Annotated in this window: 15 protein-coding genes, 1 tRNA gene and 1 riboswitch; of the genes, 8 read left to right on the forward strand and 8 right to left on the reverse strand. The window is 57.2% G+C overall.

From position 1 onward, the window contains the following. Entirely contained in the window at positions 1–1,056 is a 1,056-nt protein-coding gene (cobW, locus tag ACR3EH_RS15995; RefSeq protein WP_171186129.1) for a cobalamin biosynthesis protein CobW, read from the reverse strand. A 1-nt stretch (position 1,057) separates the two neighbouring features. Beyond that, entirely contained in the window at positions 1,058–1,432 is a 375-nt protein-coding gene (locus tag ACR3EH_RS16000; protein WP_171090997.1) for a DUF1636 family protein, read from the reverse strand. Positions 1,433–1,526: 94 nt separating this feature from the next. Continuing rightward, positions 1,527–1,743: riboswitch (cobalamin riboswitch) on the reverse strand. Between the two features lie 146 nt (positions 1,744–1,889). Here ACR3EH_RS16000 and ACR3EH_RS16005 point away from each other — a divergent pair. After that, positions 1,890–2,846, forward strand: coding sequence for an NAD(P)-dependent oxidoreductase (locus tag ACR3EH_RS16005; protein WP_171186127.1), 957 nt, complete (start codon positions 1,890–1,892; stop codon positions 2,844–2,846). Between the two features lie 80 nt (positions 2,847–2,926). On the opposite strand, the gene ACR3EH_RS16010 is transcribed toward ACR3EH_RS16005, so the two are convergent. Both ACR3EH_RS16010 and ACR3EH_RS16015 read right to left on the reverse strand, forming a co-directional pair. Next, positions 2,927–4,783: an SLC13 family permease gene (locus ACR3EH_RS16010; RefSeq protein WP_171186249.1), complete on the reverse strand. Its 1,857-nt coding sequence runs from the start codon at positions 4,781–4,783 to the stop codon at positions 2,927–2,929. A 334-nt stretch (positions 4,784–5,117) separates the two neighbouring features. After that, positions 5,118–5,191, reverse strand: a tRNA-Cys gene (locus tag ACR3EH_RS16015). Between the two features lie 226 nt (positions 5,192–5,417). On the opposite strand from ACR3EH_RS16015, the gene ACR3EH_RS16020 reads away from it, so the two are divergent. The 3 genes from ACR3EH_RS16020 to ACR3EH_RS16030 all read left to right on the forward strand — a co-directional run bounded on the left by ACR3EH_RS16020 (position 5,418) and on the right by ACR3EH_RS16030 (position 8,429). Then, positions 5,418–6,071: a protein-L-isoaspartate O-methyltransferase family protein gene (locus ACR3EH_RS16020; RefSeq protein WP_171186029.1), complete on the forward strand. Its 654-nt coding sequence runs from the start codon at positions 5,418–5,420 to the stop codon at positions 6,069–6,071. 95 nt (positions 6,072–6,166) lie between these two features. Then, the gene (locus ACR3EH_RS16025; protein ID WP_171186027.1) at positions 6,167–7,585 is read left to right on the forward strand and encodes a TolC family outer membrane protein; all 1,419 of its coding nucleotides are present in this window, start codon (positions 6,167–6,169) and stop codon (positions 7,583–7,585) included. 73 nt (positions 7,586–7,658) lie between these two features. Then, positions 7,659–8,429, forward strand: a complete 771-nt coding sequence (locus ACR3EH_RS16030; RefSeq protein ID WP_171186025.1) for a hypothetical protein — start codon at positions 7,659–7,661, stop codon at positions 8,427–8,429. 3 nt (positions 8,430–8,432) lie between these two features. Here the strand turns inward: ACR3EH_RS16030 and ACR3EH_RS16035 are convergent, their stop codons facing one another. After that, positions 8,433–9,890, reverse strand: a complete 1,458-nt coding sequence (locus tag ACR3EH_RS16035) for a cobyric acid synthase (RefSeq protein ID WP_171186023.1) — start codon at positions 9,888–9,890, stop codon at positions 8,433–8,435. Positions 9,891–9,952: 62 nt separating this feature from the next. On the opposite strand from ACR3EH_RS16035, the gene ACR3EH_RS16040 reads away from it, so the two are divergent. Then, complete coding sequence (locus ACR3EH_RS16040) at positions 9,953–10,522, forward strand: cobalamin biosynthesis protein CobQ (RefSeq protein WP_171186022.1); 570 nt, start codon at positions 9,953–9,955, stop codon at positions 10,520–10,522. A gap of 81 nt (positions 10,523–10,603) precedes the next feature. Here the strand turns inward: ACR3EH_RS16040 and ACR3EH_RS16045 are convergent, their stop codons facing one another. Beyond that, positions 10,604–10,924, reverse strand: coding sequence for a DUF6280 family protein (locus tag ACR3EH_RS16045; protein WP_171090939.1), 321 nt, complete (start codon positions 10,922–10,924; stop codon positions 10,604–10,606). A gap of 218 nt (positions 10,925–11,142) precedes the next feature. Here ACR3EH_RS16045 and efp point away from each other — a divergent pair, with 218 nt between their 5' ends. Then, positions 11,143–11,706: an elongation factor P gene (gene efp / locus ACR3EH_RS16050; RefSeq protein ID WP_170459112.1), complete on the forward strand. Its 564-nt coding sequence runs from the start codon at positions 11,143–11,145 to the stop codon at positions 11,704–11,706. A gap of 52 nt (positions 11,707–11,758) precedes the next feature. Here efp and ACR3EH_RS16055 read toward each other — a convergent pair whose 3' ends face one another. Together ACR3EH_RS16055 and ygfZ are read right to left on the reverse strand one after the other, a co-directional pair. Continuing rightward, entirely contained in the window at positions 11,759–12,700 is a 942-nt protein-coding gene (locus tag ACR3EH_RS16055; protein ID WP_171186020.1) for an ABC transporter transmembrane domain-containing protein, read from the reverse strand. A 112-nt stretch (positions 12,701–12,812) separates the two neighbouring features. Continuing rightward, positions 12,813–13,550 carry a CAF17-like 4Fe-4S cluster assembly/insertion protein YgfZ gene (gene ygfZ / locus ACR3EH_RS16060; RefSeq protein ID WP_171186018.1) on the reverse strand — a complete coding sequence of 246 codons (738 nt, stop codon included), beginning with the start codon at positions 13,548–13,550 and terminating at the stop codon, positions 12,813–12,815. 73 nt (positions 13,551–13,623) lie between these two features. Here ygfZ and ACR3EH_RS16065 point away from each other — a divergent pair, with 73 nt between their 5' ends. Next, complete coding sequence (locus tag ACR3EH_RS16065) at positions 13,624–14,298, forward strand: TIGR04283 family arsenosugar biosynthesis glycosyltransferase (RefSeq protein WP_171186016.1); 675 nt, start codon at positions 13,624–13,626, stop codon at positions 14,296–14,298. Positions 14,299–15,165: 867 nt separating this feature from the next. Then, on the forward strand, positions 15,166–15,936 hold the full coding sequence (locus ACR3EH_RS16070; protein WP_171186015.1) for an alpha/beta hydrolase: 771 nt from the start codon (positions 15,166–15,168) through the stop codon (positions 15,934–15,936). Positions 15,937–16,021 lie beyond the last annotated feature (85 nt).

Raw genomic sequence — 16,021 nt, forward strand, 5'->3', positions numbered from 1 at the left:
TTACTCGGCAGCCTCGGTGACGCCCGCGAGGATCGCGTGGATTTCGGCCTCTTTGATGTCGTCATGCTCGGCGATAACGACCAGACGCGAACGGCGCTCTTCGCCTGGTTCCCATGGGCGGTCATATTGATGACGGACGCGCGCGCCCACGGCCTGAACCAGCAGGCGCATGGGTTTGCCCTTTACTGCCGCATAACCTTTGACCCGCAGGATGTTCAGCTCGGTCGCCAGACGTTCGATCTTGGCGACCAGATCGGCTGGATCGGTTTGTTCCGGCAACTCGACGATGATGCTTTCGAAGTCGTCATGTTCGTGATCGTGGTGACCGTCGTGATGCGACGGACGCGCATCCATGTCGTCCTCGGCTGCAGCTTCCAGTCCCAGTACAACGCGGACATCCACGACGCCCTCGGCGACTTCGACAACAGGCAGGGGGCGAGGGGCTTCGGCGGCGATCACTTCTTTGGCCTTGGCCACACCTTCGGGCCCTGCAAGATCAGGCTTGGTCAACAGGATGATGTCGGCGCAAGAGATCTGATCCTCAAACACCTCGGACAGGGGCGTTTCGTGATCGATCGAGTCGTCGGCGAGGCGCTGGGCATCGACAGCTTCGACATTCGGGGCAAAGCGACCGGCGGCGACGGCCTCGGCATCGGCCAGAGCGATCACGCCATCGACAGTGATCTTTGAGCGGATATCCGGCCAGTCGAACGCTTTCAGCAGCGGCTTGGGCAGGGCGAGGCCAGAGGTTTCGATCAGGATATGCTCGGGGCGCGGTTCCAGCGCCATCAGCGCCTCGATGGTCGGGATGAAGTCATCCGCGACGGTGCAGCAGATGCAGCCGTTTGCCAGCTCCATGATGTTTTCCGCAGGGCAATCCGGGATGGCGCAGGATTTCAGGATATCGCCATCCACGCCCACATCGCCAAACTCGTTGACGACAACAGCCAGACGTTTGCCCTGCGGGTTCTGCATCAGGTGTTTGACCAGCGTGGTTTTGCCCGAGCCCAGAAAGCCGGTGATCACGGTGACGGGAAGTTTTTCGAGATTCGACATGTCAGGCTCCAATCGGGGGAATGCGCGAAGCGCAGTTTTTGCGGAAATGTTCAGGGCGCTCGCGCCATTTCACCAGGCCATCTTCGGTGGCCAGATACTTGGTTGCGCCGTCGACGATTACATCGACATGGTCCACTTCGTTCAGGTTTTCGTAAACGAAGGTCCAGCGATCGGGGCCACCGCGCAGCACGATAGAACAGCCCTGATCGCAGTTCGAAAGGCATTCGACAGGTTTCAGGGTGATGCCTTCAGGCAGTTCGGCTTGTTCCAATGCCTGGTGCAGCAAAGTGCCGGGGCGTTGCGCATCGTCTTCGATGGGCAGCCCGCGGCGGCAGGTCGTGCAGACCAGCAGTTCGACCGGTGTGGTCTCAGTCATGTCTCTCATCCCCCCAAATCCTCTTCGCGGGGGACGGGGTTTCAAGCGGGCCACGTGTTGCAACATGGACCCGATACCGGAACACCCCGCCCGGTTTCAACTTCGGGTGTTGGCAGGTCTCCCGGCTTGCGGATGTCAGAGGCCCGGTACGTCAGGGTCCTCTGTCGGATGTCCCGCCTTCCCGGCCTAGGCCAGTGGCATTGGGCACCCTCTCCGGTCACGGTCGCGGGGGCGGCTGCGTTTGGCGGAAGATCCGTTGACGCATTCCCTTTTCATCGGCTCTTGCCGACACCAACGAATGGGTCATGCGGCACTGCTGGCCCGCTTGTCAAGCGCGTTGCGCGTAACATCAGGAGGCGGGTGTGAAAAGCGACCTGTGGTTGTCGTTGGGCGGCATGAATGGTCAGATAAATCCGTGATCGCATGACAGGTACAAGCCAGCAGGGAGAGGCGACATATGAAAGTAGGATTCATCGGGTTGGGAAACGTTGGCGGCAAGCTTTCGGGATCCTTGCTGCGGAACGGTATTGATCTGACGGTACATGATCTGAACGCGGATCTGGTGGCCGCGTTTGTCGCCCTTGGCGCAAAGGCAGCCGAAGGCCCGGCACAGTTGATGCGCGATTGCGATGCGGTCATCACCTGCTTGCCATCGCCTGCGGCGTCAGATGCGGTCATGCAAAAGATGCTGCCCGAAGTGGGCCCCGGCAAAATCTGGATGGAGATGTCGACAACCGATGAGGCCGAGGTCAAGCGTTTGGGGGCCGAGGTGATCGAACGCGGAGGCGCGGCAGTGGACTGCCCGGTTTCGGGCGGGTGCCATCGGGCGGCCACCGGCAATATCTCGATCTTCGCGGGATGTGACCGTGCGACTTTTGAGCGGATTCTGCCGTTTCTGACCACCATGGGACGGCGTGTTTTGCACACGGGTGAATTGGGCTCTGCCTCGGTTTTGAAGGTGCTGACCAACTATCTGGCCACAGCCAACCTGATCACTTGCGCCGAAGCGCTGGTCACGGCAAAGGCGGCGGGCATGGATCTCAACACGACATATGAGGCGATAAAAATCTCGTCCGGTACGTCCTTTGTGCATGAAACGGAAAGTCAGGTCATACTGAATGGTTCGCGCGACATCTCCTTCACTATGGACTTGGTGAAAAAGGACATTGGTCTGTTTCAAGAGGTAGCGGACCGCGCCGGGGTGCCTCTGGAAATGAATCCGGTCATGATCAAGATTTTTGAAGATGGCATTGCCCGGTATGGCGATCGCGAGCTGTCGCCGAATATCATCAAACGTCTGGAAGAGGCGACTGGTTTGGACATCACAGCCCCCGGTTTCCCGCCGGAGATGGAAGATGATGAACCGGAAGAGCCGGGGTATGAGGTTGTCCCGCAAGGCCGGGGCTCGGCGTAGAGGTTCAAGCTAACCTTTCCAACGAAATGTAATCGGCAATCGGGGTGGGCCAGCCCAGAAATCCGGCCCCGATTGCCGCGCTAGTACATAACGTTGATCATCACCAATGAAACGACAAGGAACAGCGCGGTCATGATGCCGCCTGAACGGACGAAATCCATGACCTTGTACCCTGCCGGACCCATGATCAGCGCATTGACCTGATGGGTCGGGATGATGAAGCTGTTCGAGGTGGAAATGGCAACGGTCAGCGCAAAGACTGCAGGGTTGCCTCCGGCAGCCACTGCAATGGACACAGCCAGCGGTACGAGCAGAACGGTGGCGCCAACATTCGACATGACCAATGAAAACGCCGTTGCCAGAACAGCAATGCCCGCTTGAAGCGACCAAAGCGGCCAGCCGTCGAGAATGACCATGATCTGCTGTGCGATCCATGCGGCTGTGCCGGTATTTTGCACCGCCTGTCCCAAAGGTATGAGGCAGGCAAGCAGGAAAACAGTGTTCCATCCAACGGCACGGTAAGCCTCATCCACGCTGAGAACGCGGCTCAGCATCATGCCAGCTGCCCCTGTGAGAAGACAAAGCGAAAGGCGTACGTCGGTAAACAGGATCAGGCATATTGAAATAGCGAAAAAAGCAAGCGCCCACCCGACTTTCTGAGGTCTCAATTCCTCCTGCGGGAAATCGCTTGTGACCACAACGAAATCCGGATCGCGGGTGATCCGCATCAGATTGTCCCACCGCGTGTGTGCGACCAGCATGTCACCAGCATGAAACTTTTCCAGCCCGATCTGAGTGGACTGATGATCATCGGTCTCTACGTGGCTGAGCGTTTCTTCCCCTCTGTGAATAGCCAGAAGCGACATACCGTATGTCTTGCGGAACAAAAGCTCGCGCGGGCATTTGCCGATCAATTTACTGTCGGGGGTAACGACAACTTCGGCGACACCGGCGTTGGTGGGTGCGAACTCCTCAACAAAAACATCCAGATCGGGAAGAACTGTTAAGCCGAATTTCTTCGCAAAAACCTCTACCTCGCCACGCCGTCCGACAATCGCCAGCCGACAAGGGGCTGCGATTTCAGCGGTCAGAACCTGAACCATTGACGTTTTGCCACGATAGAAAGTTGAAATGATGTACAGGTGGTTCTCATGGTTGATATCGGCCAGGATCTGCCCGACCAGCGGGCTGTCTGCAGGCACAACAACTTCGAACACATCTGCCTTTAGCCCGTAGACCCGCTGCAAATACTCTTGTGTGCCCTGACCGGTGCCCGTATTGTCGGCCCCTTCCTGCACAGGAAGAACCCAGCGTCCCAGCAGCAGAAAGTACCCGATGCCTGTCAGGATCAGCACCGCCCCAATCGGTGTTACCGAGAACAGCCCGAACGGCTGCATTTTCTGATTGTCCGGCAAGCCGTCATTGGCCGTTTGGATCAGGTCGTTGAGCAAGATCAGCGGTGAGGACCCCACCATCGTCATCGTCCCCCCCAGGATCGCGCAGAACCCCATCGGCATAAGCAGGCGCGACAGCGGTATGCCCGATCTCGTCGATATCCGGCTGACAACTGGCAGGAACAAGGCCGCAGCGCCAACGTTTTGCATGAAGGAAGAAATGACGCCAACAGTTCCCGAGATGATCGGCAGCACGCGGCTTTCCGATTTGCCGCCGTACTTCAGAATAACGGCCGCAACTTTGTTCATGATGCCGGTTTTGTCCAATCCAGCACCAACGATCATGACCGCAATGATCGAAATGACCGCGTTTGACGCAAACCCATCAAACAGACGCGGCACATCCGCCAGATTTTCTAGGCCGGGTGCGTAGCTTAGCAAGCCGACAAGAACCAAAACCAGTATGGCGGAAAGGTCGATTCTGACGACCTCGGACACAAATAGGAAAACTGTGAAGGCGAGAAGGGCGCAAACGACCCCCATCTCGAAGGTAAAGGCTATGTGTTCCACTAGACGTCCAGAACTTATTACTTATTCTGAAATAAACCTTTAGTTCATCCCGCATTCATTGTCATGAAATTTCGATTACGACCCAAATTTTGACATAATGTTACTCACGCGACTATGTGCATTTAGGCCCCCGCCCATTGCATCTCACTTCAAATACTTGGGTCGTTGCCTCATCGCATGCCTCAGGGCATCAATTCTTGTTTGTTTGGGTTGCGGTTTTAATGAAACCCATATGCCAGGACAATCACGCAAAATGCTACGTTCACAAGCTTCGAAAACTCAATGCTAACGTGGAAACAAGATGTTGTGGAGGCGAGTACCGGAATCGAACCGGTGTACACGGATTTGCAATCCGCTGCGTCACCACTCCGCCAACTCGCCTTTTCAAGTAAAATCAAATACTTGTCGTGGTGTGCGTGGGGTTTTAGCAGCTTTCCAGGAGGGCGTCCAGTGGATTGCGTGCAAATTTGGCGACAAGAATGAATTTCGCATGAGCTGGCGCCGGATTATTTCGACACCTTGGCTGGGTTGCGGCAACAGGGCCGTTGCTGGTCGGGTCAGGATGTGGCACAAGCCGGACATCTATGGGAATGAGACGAGATATCCAATGACAGATTTCGCAACCCGGCGCCGCACAATGGTTGATACACAGGTCCGACCCTCTGATGTCACCAAATTCCCGATCATCGAAGCAATGTTGAGCGTGCCACGCGAAAATTTTGTTCCAGATGCTCAGCGTGAAGCTGCCTATGTCGACGGTCTGATCGATATGGGCGAGGGGCGCGCTATGATTGAGCCGCGGACACTGGCCAAGATGCTGGATGCGTTGAACATTTCGAATGATGAGATGGTTCTCGATATCGCGCCGGCCATGGGGTATTCCATGGCGGTGGCCGCGCGCATGGCGCAGTTGGTCGTTGGAGTGGAAAGTAACGAGGCACTGGCGGCTGAGGCGCAAAGCCTTCTGGCCGAAGCAGATGTTGATAATGCCATCATTCATGTGGGTCCGCTGGAGCAGGGTGTTGCCGAACATGGCCCGTACGACGTGATCATGGTGCAGGGCGGTGTCGAGCAAATCCCCGAAGGTTTGCTGGATCAACTCAAGGAGCACGGCCGAATCGCGTGCTTGTTTGTCGACGGCAACTTGGGGACGGTGCGGATTGGTCGGAAGTCTGGCGGTCAGGTCAGCTGGCGCGACGCATTCAACGCCAGCGCGCCGGTCTTGGAGAGTTTTTCGGCTGAGTGTGCATTTTCGCTATAGTCCGCCGATAGATTTTCCTTCCGCCTTGATTAGTTGAAAACAAGGCCGCAAACTGCCTGCAGGGCAGTGTAATTTCGTTTTGAGAGGATTTCGGTATGCGTGGTTCAGCGACAGGCAGGCTGGTCAAGGCATTCGCAGTGACCGCAGGGCTTGCCATGAGCGTAATGCCAGGGCGTGCAGCGTGGGCTGATAACATAACAGACGCCTTCATCGGTGCGTATAATACAAGCGGTTTGCTGGAGCAGAACCGGGCACTTTTGCGGGCTGCGGATGAAGATGTGGCCATTGCGTTGTCGGCGTTGCGGCCGATCATCAACTGGACGGTGCAGGTTAGCCAGGATTATACCCGCAGTCGGACCAGCAATGTGGTCACAACCAATGAACCGTCGCGGTTTTTTACGGGTCTGACCCTGGGTCAGCTTCTGTATGACGGTGGGGCTTCGATTCTGGGCAAGCAATCTGCGCAGGAAACCGTGTTGTCGACGCGACAAACTCTGATCGACATCGAGCAACAGGTTCTGATCCGTGCGGCAAATGCCTATCTGGGCGTGTTGCTGCAGGAAGAAACCGTGGGGATCCGCCAAAACAACGTCGAGGTTTCGGCCGAAGAACTCAGAGCATCGAATGATCGCTTTGAGGTTGGCGAGGTCACACGCACGGACGTTGCTTTGTCCGAAGCGCAGTTGGCGAACTCGCAGGCGGATTTGGCGGTCGCGCGTGGTGAGCTGAGCATCGCGCAGGCAGAATATGTAAACGCGGTCGGGAAGGCACCGGGGCGTACAGCGGGACAGCCGAGTCTGCCCAACCTGCCGCGGTCCGAGGCTGAGGCCGTCAGTCTGGCGCAGCGCAACCATCCCGCGATTCTGTCAGCGCAGCATCAGGTGCGCGCTTTTGATCTGATCGTGCAACAGCAGCGGGCCAATCTTGGTCCGAATGTAAGCCTGAACGCTGACGCGGGTGTGACGGAAAGCTATGACAACGACGACTATATCAACGATGCGACTATCTCGCTGAACTTCAACCAGCCCATTTATGCAGGTGGTCGGTTGGCTGCGAATATACGTCGCGCAATGGCGACTCGGGATGCGTCACGCGCGAACCTGTTGAATGTCCAAAAAAACATCACGCAGGGCGTGACTGACCGTTATGCGGCGTTCCAGGCGGCCAGCGCCAGCCTCAGGGCATCGACTGAACGGGTTCGTGCCTCGCAAGTGGCGTTTGACGGGATTCGCGAAGAGGCAACACTGGGCGCGCGGACAACTTTGGATGTGCTGAACGCTCAGCAGGATTTGCTGGATGCGCAATTGGCCGAAGTTGCTTCACGCACTGAACGCTCGCGCGCGGCATACCAATTGTTGCAGGCTCAGGGTCTGCTGACGGCTGAACGTCTGGGTTTGGCTGTGCAGATTTACGATCCAACCTTGTATTACAACCTGGTCAAAAAGGCACCGGCACAGGTCAGCAAACAGAGCAAAGATCTGGATCGCGTCCTCAAAGCGTTGCGTCGGGACTGATCGGCCATACTATTTGTTGTGAGGTTGGGATTGTTTGGCTACACTCGATCCAAGGATAGAGCGGTAGAGAACAATGACTGATAACGTCGTAAAAGCAGGGATCGAAGACGTTCTGTCTTCGGTCAAACGTCTGGTAAGCGAAGACAACCGCGATAAATCCGTCTCGGATCAACAGCCTGTATCGAGAAAGCCGGGGCGGCTGGTTCTGACGGATGCTTTGCGTGTCAGCACGCCCAAGCAGACCAATGGGGTTCCCACCCAGACCGACTCAGACCTCAAGATGTCCGACTCGGCGAAACCCATGTTGCTGCGGGCCTGCGATATTGTGCAGGCCGGTAAGCCGGCCAACGCCGCAGAGGACGCGGCCGATGCGCCTAAACCTACTCAGTCTGCGGATGCCGCAACAAGCTTAAGCGCTAAGATCGAAGCGTTGGAAGCTGCCATTGCACAAACAGAAGATCAATGGGAACCGGATGGCGACAGCGAAGATGCTTACTCGGGCACACCGTCGCAGTCTTTGCCGTGGAACGTAGAAGCAGAATTTGCCGCAGCCGAGGCCGTCGGTTCCATTGACATTGAGCAAGCTGACGCGTCCGACGATGAGGGCGACGCACACGTTCAAGCTGAGTTCATCCGCGCGCCGAGGACCGAGACCGAGGTGATCGCAGAGCCTGCAGTCGATGACAGAAGTATCGACATGGATGAAGAGGATCTGCGCGCCCTGATCGCAGAAGTTGTCCGGCAAGAGCTGCAGGGCACGATGGGCGAGCGGATCACGCGGAATGTGCGCAAGATGGTCCGGCGCGAGATTGCACGTGCCCTAGCCGCAAAAGATCTGGAGTAACGCCTAGCTGCGCCTAGGGGGCTGGGAGAGGCTCAGCAGCAGATCAAGATTCATATGGCGTTCCAAATGATCTGCCAAGTCATCCAGAACCTGTTCGACGCCATCCTCATAAGCGACGTTCGAGGTCACGCCCAGCGTTGAAAGGTAACGCGCGCGGAACGTGTCAGACGAAAAGATACCGTGCAAATAGCTGCCCTTGATCCGTCCGTTGGCGCTGGCGGCACCTTCTGGTTTGCCTTCGACCTCCAGCCATGCACGGTCACAATCAGGTCCTTCAGTGTGTCCCATATGGATTTCATACCCGCTGACCGGATCGCGGTCGGGCAGGGCATGGGCCGAGCGTAAAATGACTTGCTTTTGTCCGCCCATCACAGTGTCGACATCCAGCAACCCCAAGCCTTCGACCTTGCCGGGTCTGCCGTCGACGCCATACGGGTCAGAAATGGTTCTTCCCAGCATTTGATAGCCGCCGCACAGGCCCAGAACGTGCCCGCCACGCCGCACGTGGCCGTAAAGGTCGATGTCCCAACCCTGCGCTCGAAAATAGGCCAGATCCCCGATGGTGGATTTGCTGCCCGGCAGCAGAACCAGATCGGCATCACCGGGCAGGGGGCGTCCGGCTGGGATGATCTCGACACTCACGTCTGGTTCAGCGGACAGCGGATCAAGGTCGTCAAAATTGGCCATCCGTTCCAGCTGAGGCACAACCACCTTGCACGTGCCGCCGGTATGAGAGCGAATGTCCATCATATCCTCAGCAGGCAGTTTCCACGCGTCATGGAACCAGGGCACGACACCCAAGCAGGGCCAACCAGTGCGGGCGGCGATGTCGTCACGCCCTTCCTCAAACAAAGACACGTCCCCTTTGAACCGGTTGACAGCAAAACCCCGGATCTGCGCCAGATCGCCACCGTCCAGCACAGCCTGTGTGCCAACGATCTGTGCGATCACGCCGCCACGATGAATATCACCGACCAGAACCACGGGAATACCTGCGGCGCAGGCAAAACCCATATTGGCGATGTCACCCTTGCGTAGATTGGTCTCAGCCGGGCTGCCCGCACCTTCGATCAGCACCAGATCCGCATCCGCACAAAGCCGGTCAAAGCTTTCCAGCGCGGCCCCCAGCAGCTTGGACTTATCCTTACGGTAGTCCCCGGCCTTCATCGTACCCGCGCGCTGCCCTTGAACGATGATCTGAGCACCGGTGTCCGTCTCGGGCTTCAGCAGAATGGGGTTCATATCTGTGTGGGTCGCCCGCTTCGCTGCACGGGCCTGAAGCGCCTGCGCGCGGCCAATCTCGCCCCCGTTTTCGGTGACGGCCGCATTGTTTGACATGTTTTGTGGCTTGAACGGAGCAACCCGCATACCCCGGCGCGTAAAGGCGCGCGCAAGCCCGGCCACAAGAACCGATTTTCCGACATTGCTGCCAGTGCCTTGAATCATGATGGCGCGAACCATGGGTTGTCTCCTATATGTCGAGGCGCAGATGACTTGATTTGAGCCGGAAGGGAAAGACCTGGATGAACACACCAGCGCATCTTTTGATCGGGGCCGCCGCTTTTGCCCGACCGCCGCAGGGCCGTATCTTGTTGGCTGCAATGCTGGGGGCAGTGCTGCCGGATTTGTCCCTGTATCTCATGGTGGGAGTGTCGTTGTTTGTATTGGGCATTCCGGAACAAGTGGTCTTCGGGCAACTGTACTATTCGCGGGCCTGGCAAACCGTCTTTGCGATCGACAACTCCTTTATCCTTTGGGGGATTGCACAGTTGCTGGCAGTTTGGCGTGGCTGGCACGCCGTGGCTGTCGGAGCAGCGGCAGGTTTGTTGCACCTAGCGACAGATTTTGTGCTGCATGCGGGCGACGGGAGACCTCAATTCTGGCCTTTGAGCGATTGGGTGTTTCACAGCCCGGTCAGCTATTGGGACAGCAGCCATCACGCATTATGGGTGGCTCCGGTTTCTGCCGCAGTTTGTCTTGCTGCGTATGTCGCACTGTGGCAGCGCGGTCTGTCTGTCTGGGGCAAGTCCATGTTTGGCGTCATGCTGCTGGCCGAAGTTTGGGTGGCACGGCAGTGGTTGTTGTTTTTCTAGCCTTTTGGACATCGCGGCAGAGCATAGAAAAACGCGCTCTGGCGGACAGAGCGCGTTTTTTCTGTTCGAACTCGCTTAAGTTCAGGCGGCTTCTGCGTGCTGAGCGGCGTTGCGGCGCTCGCTTTCTTCACGGGACAGTGCGACCGAGGTCCGTACACCGCGACCAACGAACTCCATCAGTCCGCTGACAACCCGCTCGTTCGGGTCAATACCCGCGCAGGACAGAACTTCACGCCCATCGCGCGAACGTGCCCAGCGGGCGATTTGTTCGGGGCCATTGCCGTATTTCTTGTCATCGGCGATAGCGTCATCGAGTGCAGCCAACACAACGGCCGCGAAAAGTTTGCGCGCACGATTGCCTTGCTCGTTGTTAAAGGCAGTGCCGTCAACGAAATCTCTCATCTCGTCTTCCTTGTTGTTCTTGCTCTTGCATTTTCGGCGTGAGGGTCCTTATGACCTATTAGGTGCGATTCGGATACAGCTAAAATGCATAGTTGCGTTGCGTCACTTGCATGGCTTGCTGCAAGTGCAGCACTAGGTGTCGTTGTCTTGTCAGGTGTGATCCCGCCAGATATAGGGACCGCAACTGATGCATCAACCGTTTGTGAAGGATTTATGTAATGCCCAAGATAAATGGGAACGAAATTCGCCCCGGCAATGTGCTTGAGCATAACGACGGCCTGTGGGCAGCGGTCAAGGTTGACCACGTAAAACCGGGCAAGGGTGGGGCGTTTGCTCAGGTCGAACTGCGCAACCTGCGCAATGGCTCAAAACTCAACGAGCGCTTCCGGTCTGCGGACAAGGTCGAGCGTGTTCGCCTTGAGCAGAAAGATCAGCAATTCCTGTACGAATCCGATGGGATGTTGGTGTTCATGGATGCAGAAACCTACGAACAGATTGAATTGCCGGCAGATTTGCTGGGCGAACGTCGCCCGTTCCTTCAGGATGGCATGACCATTGTCGTTGAATTCTACGAAAGCGAGGCGCTGAACGCGACGCTGCCGCAGAAAGTGACCTGCCAAATTGTCGAGACCGAGCCGGTCGTCAAAGGCCAGACCGCTGCAAACTCGTTCAAGCCTGCGGTGCTGGACAATGGCGTGAAAGTCATGGTGCCTCCTTTCATCGGTCAGGACGAAATGATCGTCGTGAACACCGAAACGATGGAATATTCCGAACGTGCGTGACGTTCCGTCACTTTGTGAAAGAGACCGCGCAGGCACCCGCCGCGCGGTTTTTTTACGCGTTAGGGCGGTAACGATACCGTGTTGGGTCGGGGCCAAACAGTTCCAGCATTAGTTCATACTTGATGCGATTGGCGCTGACCTGGCGATAAAAAGCGATCAGAAATGCGGTCGGCCCCTGAATTCGGCTAAGGCCACTGGTGGCGGCCACAACGGTGCCCACATCCGTTTTCCCCTGTAACACCAGATAACCGCCCAGCATCAGAATACCGACGGTACCGGCCCCATTGATCACGCTCAGCAGGAATTTGGCCGACAGTTTCCACAGGAACATACGTCGCCGTGTGTGATAAATTTCGTCAAACATGGTGTTGATGTCCCGCTCGACCGCTTCGATATCCTCGGTCGTCAGCCGGTCTGTGGCGCCGCGCAGGATGCGGACGCGCTCTGCCACGAAAGTGTTCACTTTGCGTTGTGACACCAGAACGATAATGATCTGCGGCACAATCATCGAGAAGGCGATCAGCCCGAGCCCGGGTTGCGTGGATGAAATATAGCCGATCACGCTGATCAACGTTCCAATCTGAACCACCGGATCCGAGAAAGCGCCGCCCGCAAACTTTCCCAACTCTTCAGCCTCGGCGGAAATGGCCGTGGTCATGGTGCCTTTGCGCAGGTCCGCGCCCGTTTCCTTCAGATCGGTTGAACGCCATAGCAGGCGCTGCCGGATCAGTCGGATCATGTCTTCACCCAAAGTGCCAGCCCGGTATCCAAGGATCCATTTCAGCCCAAGGCTCAGCAGGATAACGGCCATCATACCAATACCCAATTGGATCAGCTTTTCAGTGCCGACATCATCTGCCGTCAGGTGGTTGACGATGTCGCGCTGAAACTCCAGCGGAACGGCGGCAAGCGCCGCAATGGCGATGGACAGCACGATAAGGATGATCTGCCGCCCGGCACTGGCCCGCCAGATCGCGGAATATAGTCGAAACATGGGTGTATCCGGTTTGACCTGTTTCCCTCAGTTTGGCAGGGCTGGGGAACAGGTTCAAACTTGGCGATGTGTGTCGACGAGGGGGTCGTGCTGATTAGGCAACAAGCAGCGCTTAGTCGGTCAGTCGCACCGTGGCCTCGCCCGCCTGCATTTCGCCGCCAGCGCGGTCAAAACGCAGATAGGCAATCGCGTGGCCCCCGGACTGAGTGAACAGGGTGCCTGCCGTTTTGCCATTAGCTGTGATCTCGGTCCCCACGGGCGCGGTGCCGTCGATAACAACGCGGCGCAGGCCCTTGCGCAATTCGGTCTTGTGCTTCATGCGCGCGGTCACTTCCTGACCTACATAACAGCCCTTCTTGAAATCCACGCCGTTCAGCGCTTCGAACCCAGATTCGAGGATATAGCTGTCCTGGGTCAGCTCAGTACCCGCTTCGGGAATACAGTGTTGCACACGCAGTGCATCGAAATCGGTGCCATCATCCTGTTCGGGTGCCGCAGAATACATGCGCCAGCCCATGTCAGGGTGCCGCGGGTCGGGCAGGGCACTCTCGGGCGAGGAGCCGGTTCCGCGCTGCAGGTTCATATCGGTGCTTTCGATGGCCACGTCTGCTCGCAGTTTGTACATGTTCAGACGTTTGATCAGATCATCGGCAAGGTGCTCGGCCGCGTCCAGCAGAACGCCATCGCCATCGCGCTTGAGGAAAAAGTCGGCCAGATACTTGCCTTGCGGCGTCAACAGCGCGGCATATACCAGCCCGTCATCCAAACCCTGAATGTCATTGGTGATCAGGTCCTGCAAAAAACTTTCGGTGTCCGAGCCGGTCAGGCGCAGGATGCGGCGGGTGGGCATGGCTTGGTCCTCGTCATTTCCCTTGGCCTCGTGATATAGGAAGATCCGCCGCCAAGACCAGAGGGTATCAGACGTGCCAGCCCCGATCTCTGTTGTTATTCCGACCCTAAACGCTGCCGATGCCTTGCCCGAGTGCCTTGGCGCATTGATGGAAGGACTGCATGCCGGGCTGATCCGGGACCTGATCATCAGCGATGGCGGATCTAACGACCTAACACTAGAGATCGCGGAAGAGGCCGGAGCAAGGGTTGTCACAGGCACGCCGTCACGCGGCGGGCAATTGCGCCGAGGGTGCGCAGAGCCCAATGGAGATTGGTTGCTGATCCTGCATGCTGACACTGTATTGGAAAACGGCTGGAGCGAGGCGGTAAGCGCCCATCTATCCAGCAACGGACCTGCGGCCTTTCGATTGGCGTTTAAAGCGCGGGGTATTGCGCCGGGATGGGTCTCGGGCTGGGCCAATCTGCGCAGCCGGGTGTTCGGGCTGCCATATGGGGATCAGGGGCTTTTGGTGCCGCGTGATGTCTACCATGCCGCAGGCGGTTTTCCAGACCAACCCTTGATGGAAGACGTCGCCCTAGCGCGTCGATTGCCCCGGATCACACTTCTGGATGCGCGGGCCTTTACAAGCGCGGAGCGGTATGAGCAGGCGGGCTGGATTCGGCGGGGTAGTCGGAACCTGTGGACTCTGCTGCGTTACTTTCTGGGGACGGATCCGCAGGTGTTGGCACAGGCGTATCGGCGATAAGTGTCGTACGTAGCTCGACCAGCGATTTCCCCAACCGGAACGGGGCTGCAAAGCTGACAAGGCACAAAGCTACGATTTGCAGAACCAGAATGTGGGCGTTGGCCTGCAAATATTCCCACTCGTCTTTCAATTTACCGACCTGATCGATCAGATCATCATAACTTTGGGCCAGAATCAGGTAGTCCCCGGCAATGGCCGGTACTTTCCGGCGCATATTGTCGATGGCGGTTTGCGTTTCGTCGTCCAGCGAGGTGAAGACCAGAAACTGGTCAATATCGAAGGCGTCAGCCTGCGCGGCAGCGCTGCGCATTTCATCCATGTCATCATTGGCTTGACGTCCGAACAGGAAATGCAGGCCTTGTAATGGGGCGACCTCATTGGTGACGGCAATGAACAACGGCAGTTCAGAATTGCTGGCGGTTGAAGCCGACAGGAACTCGACTTTGTCGCATAAAACAGCCGTATCCGGGTCAAAGGCTGGATCACAAAAGCGCAGGCGAAACCGTGCCGCGTCGCGATCAAAGGCCAGAGTGGCCGCATAGGCCACGTCGATCTGACGATCCAGCCGAGAGCTGTCGGAGGTGTAAAGCCCGGCCATAACCGCAACTAACGCCCCGATGCCGCCCAGAACGACCCAAACCAGGTCGGCCAGTTTCCACGCCCGATGCCCGGCTGGTTTGCGGAACAGAAACGCCGTACCGATCGACCCTATCACAAAAAACAGGATCAGCAGGGGCAGTTGGTTGTCGGTTACAAAGCTCATAGTCCCGATCTTAGGACCTGACCTGCGTCCTGCAACAGGGATCACGGGCTGTTGTAACATCTTACCGGATGTTCATACTGATCGCAGAGCCACAGGAGATTTCGATGCCAAAAGAAATTGTTCTGATTCATGGGGCGTTTGCCGGACCCTGGTGCATGCAGGATTACGCAACTTTCTTTCGGGATCGGGGCTGGACCGTACATACACCAGCCTTGCGTCACCATGGCGGTGATCCGAAAGCAGACCCTGACCCCGGGCTGACTGAGACAAGCGTGTTGGATTATACCAATGACATAGCGGAATTTGTGCAGGGCTTGGGCAGCAAGCCGGTTCTGCTGGGCCACGCCATCGCGGGTGTGGTTGCGCAACAGGTGGCCGCGCGCGGTCTTGCCAGTGCTATTGTGTTGATTAACCCCAATGCACCCTGGGGCACTTTGCCGGAAACCGACGACGAACGCGCCGTGCCGCGGGCGTTGATGGAAGGTGGGGCCTTCTGGAAACAGCCCATGCGTGTCGAATTCGACCTGATGGCGCCATTTGCGCTTAATAAAATGGACGAGGCTCAACAGCATGCTGTGTTCGATCAACTGGGGGCCGAAAGTGGGCGCGTGATGTTCGAAATGTTCTTTTGGATGTTCGACGACGATCACGCGATAAAGGTCGATTTCGAAAAGGTCGACTGCCCGGTTCTAGTCGTTTCCGGTGCAGAAGACCGGGCGGTTAACCCCGATACCTGCCGCGCCTTGGCAGAGCGGTACGGGGAACGTGGGACCTTTTTGCTGGTTCAGGACCACGCGCATTTTCTGTTTATGGAGCCCGGCTGGCAGGGGCCGGCAGAGCAAATCGAAAGCTGGCTTGGTCAGCAGCCGGTTTGAATCCGGGTTGACAAAAATCGCCGTTTTGGCCGAGATCGCGCCAAGTGAATAGGGCCACTGACCCTTTTTGCGCATAATATCTGCG

This window comes from Ruegeria sp. BG7 (assembly GCF_056535685.1).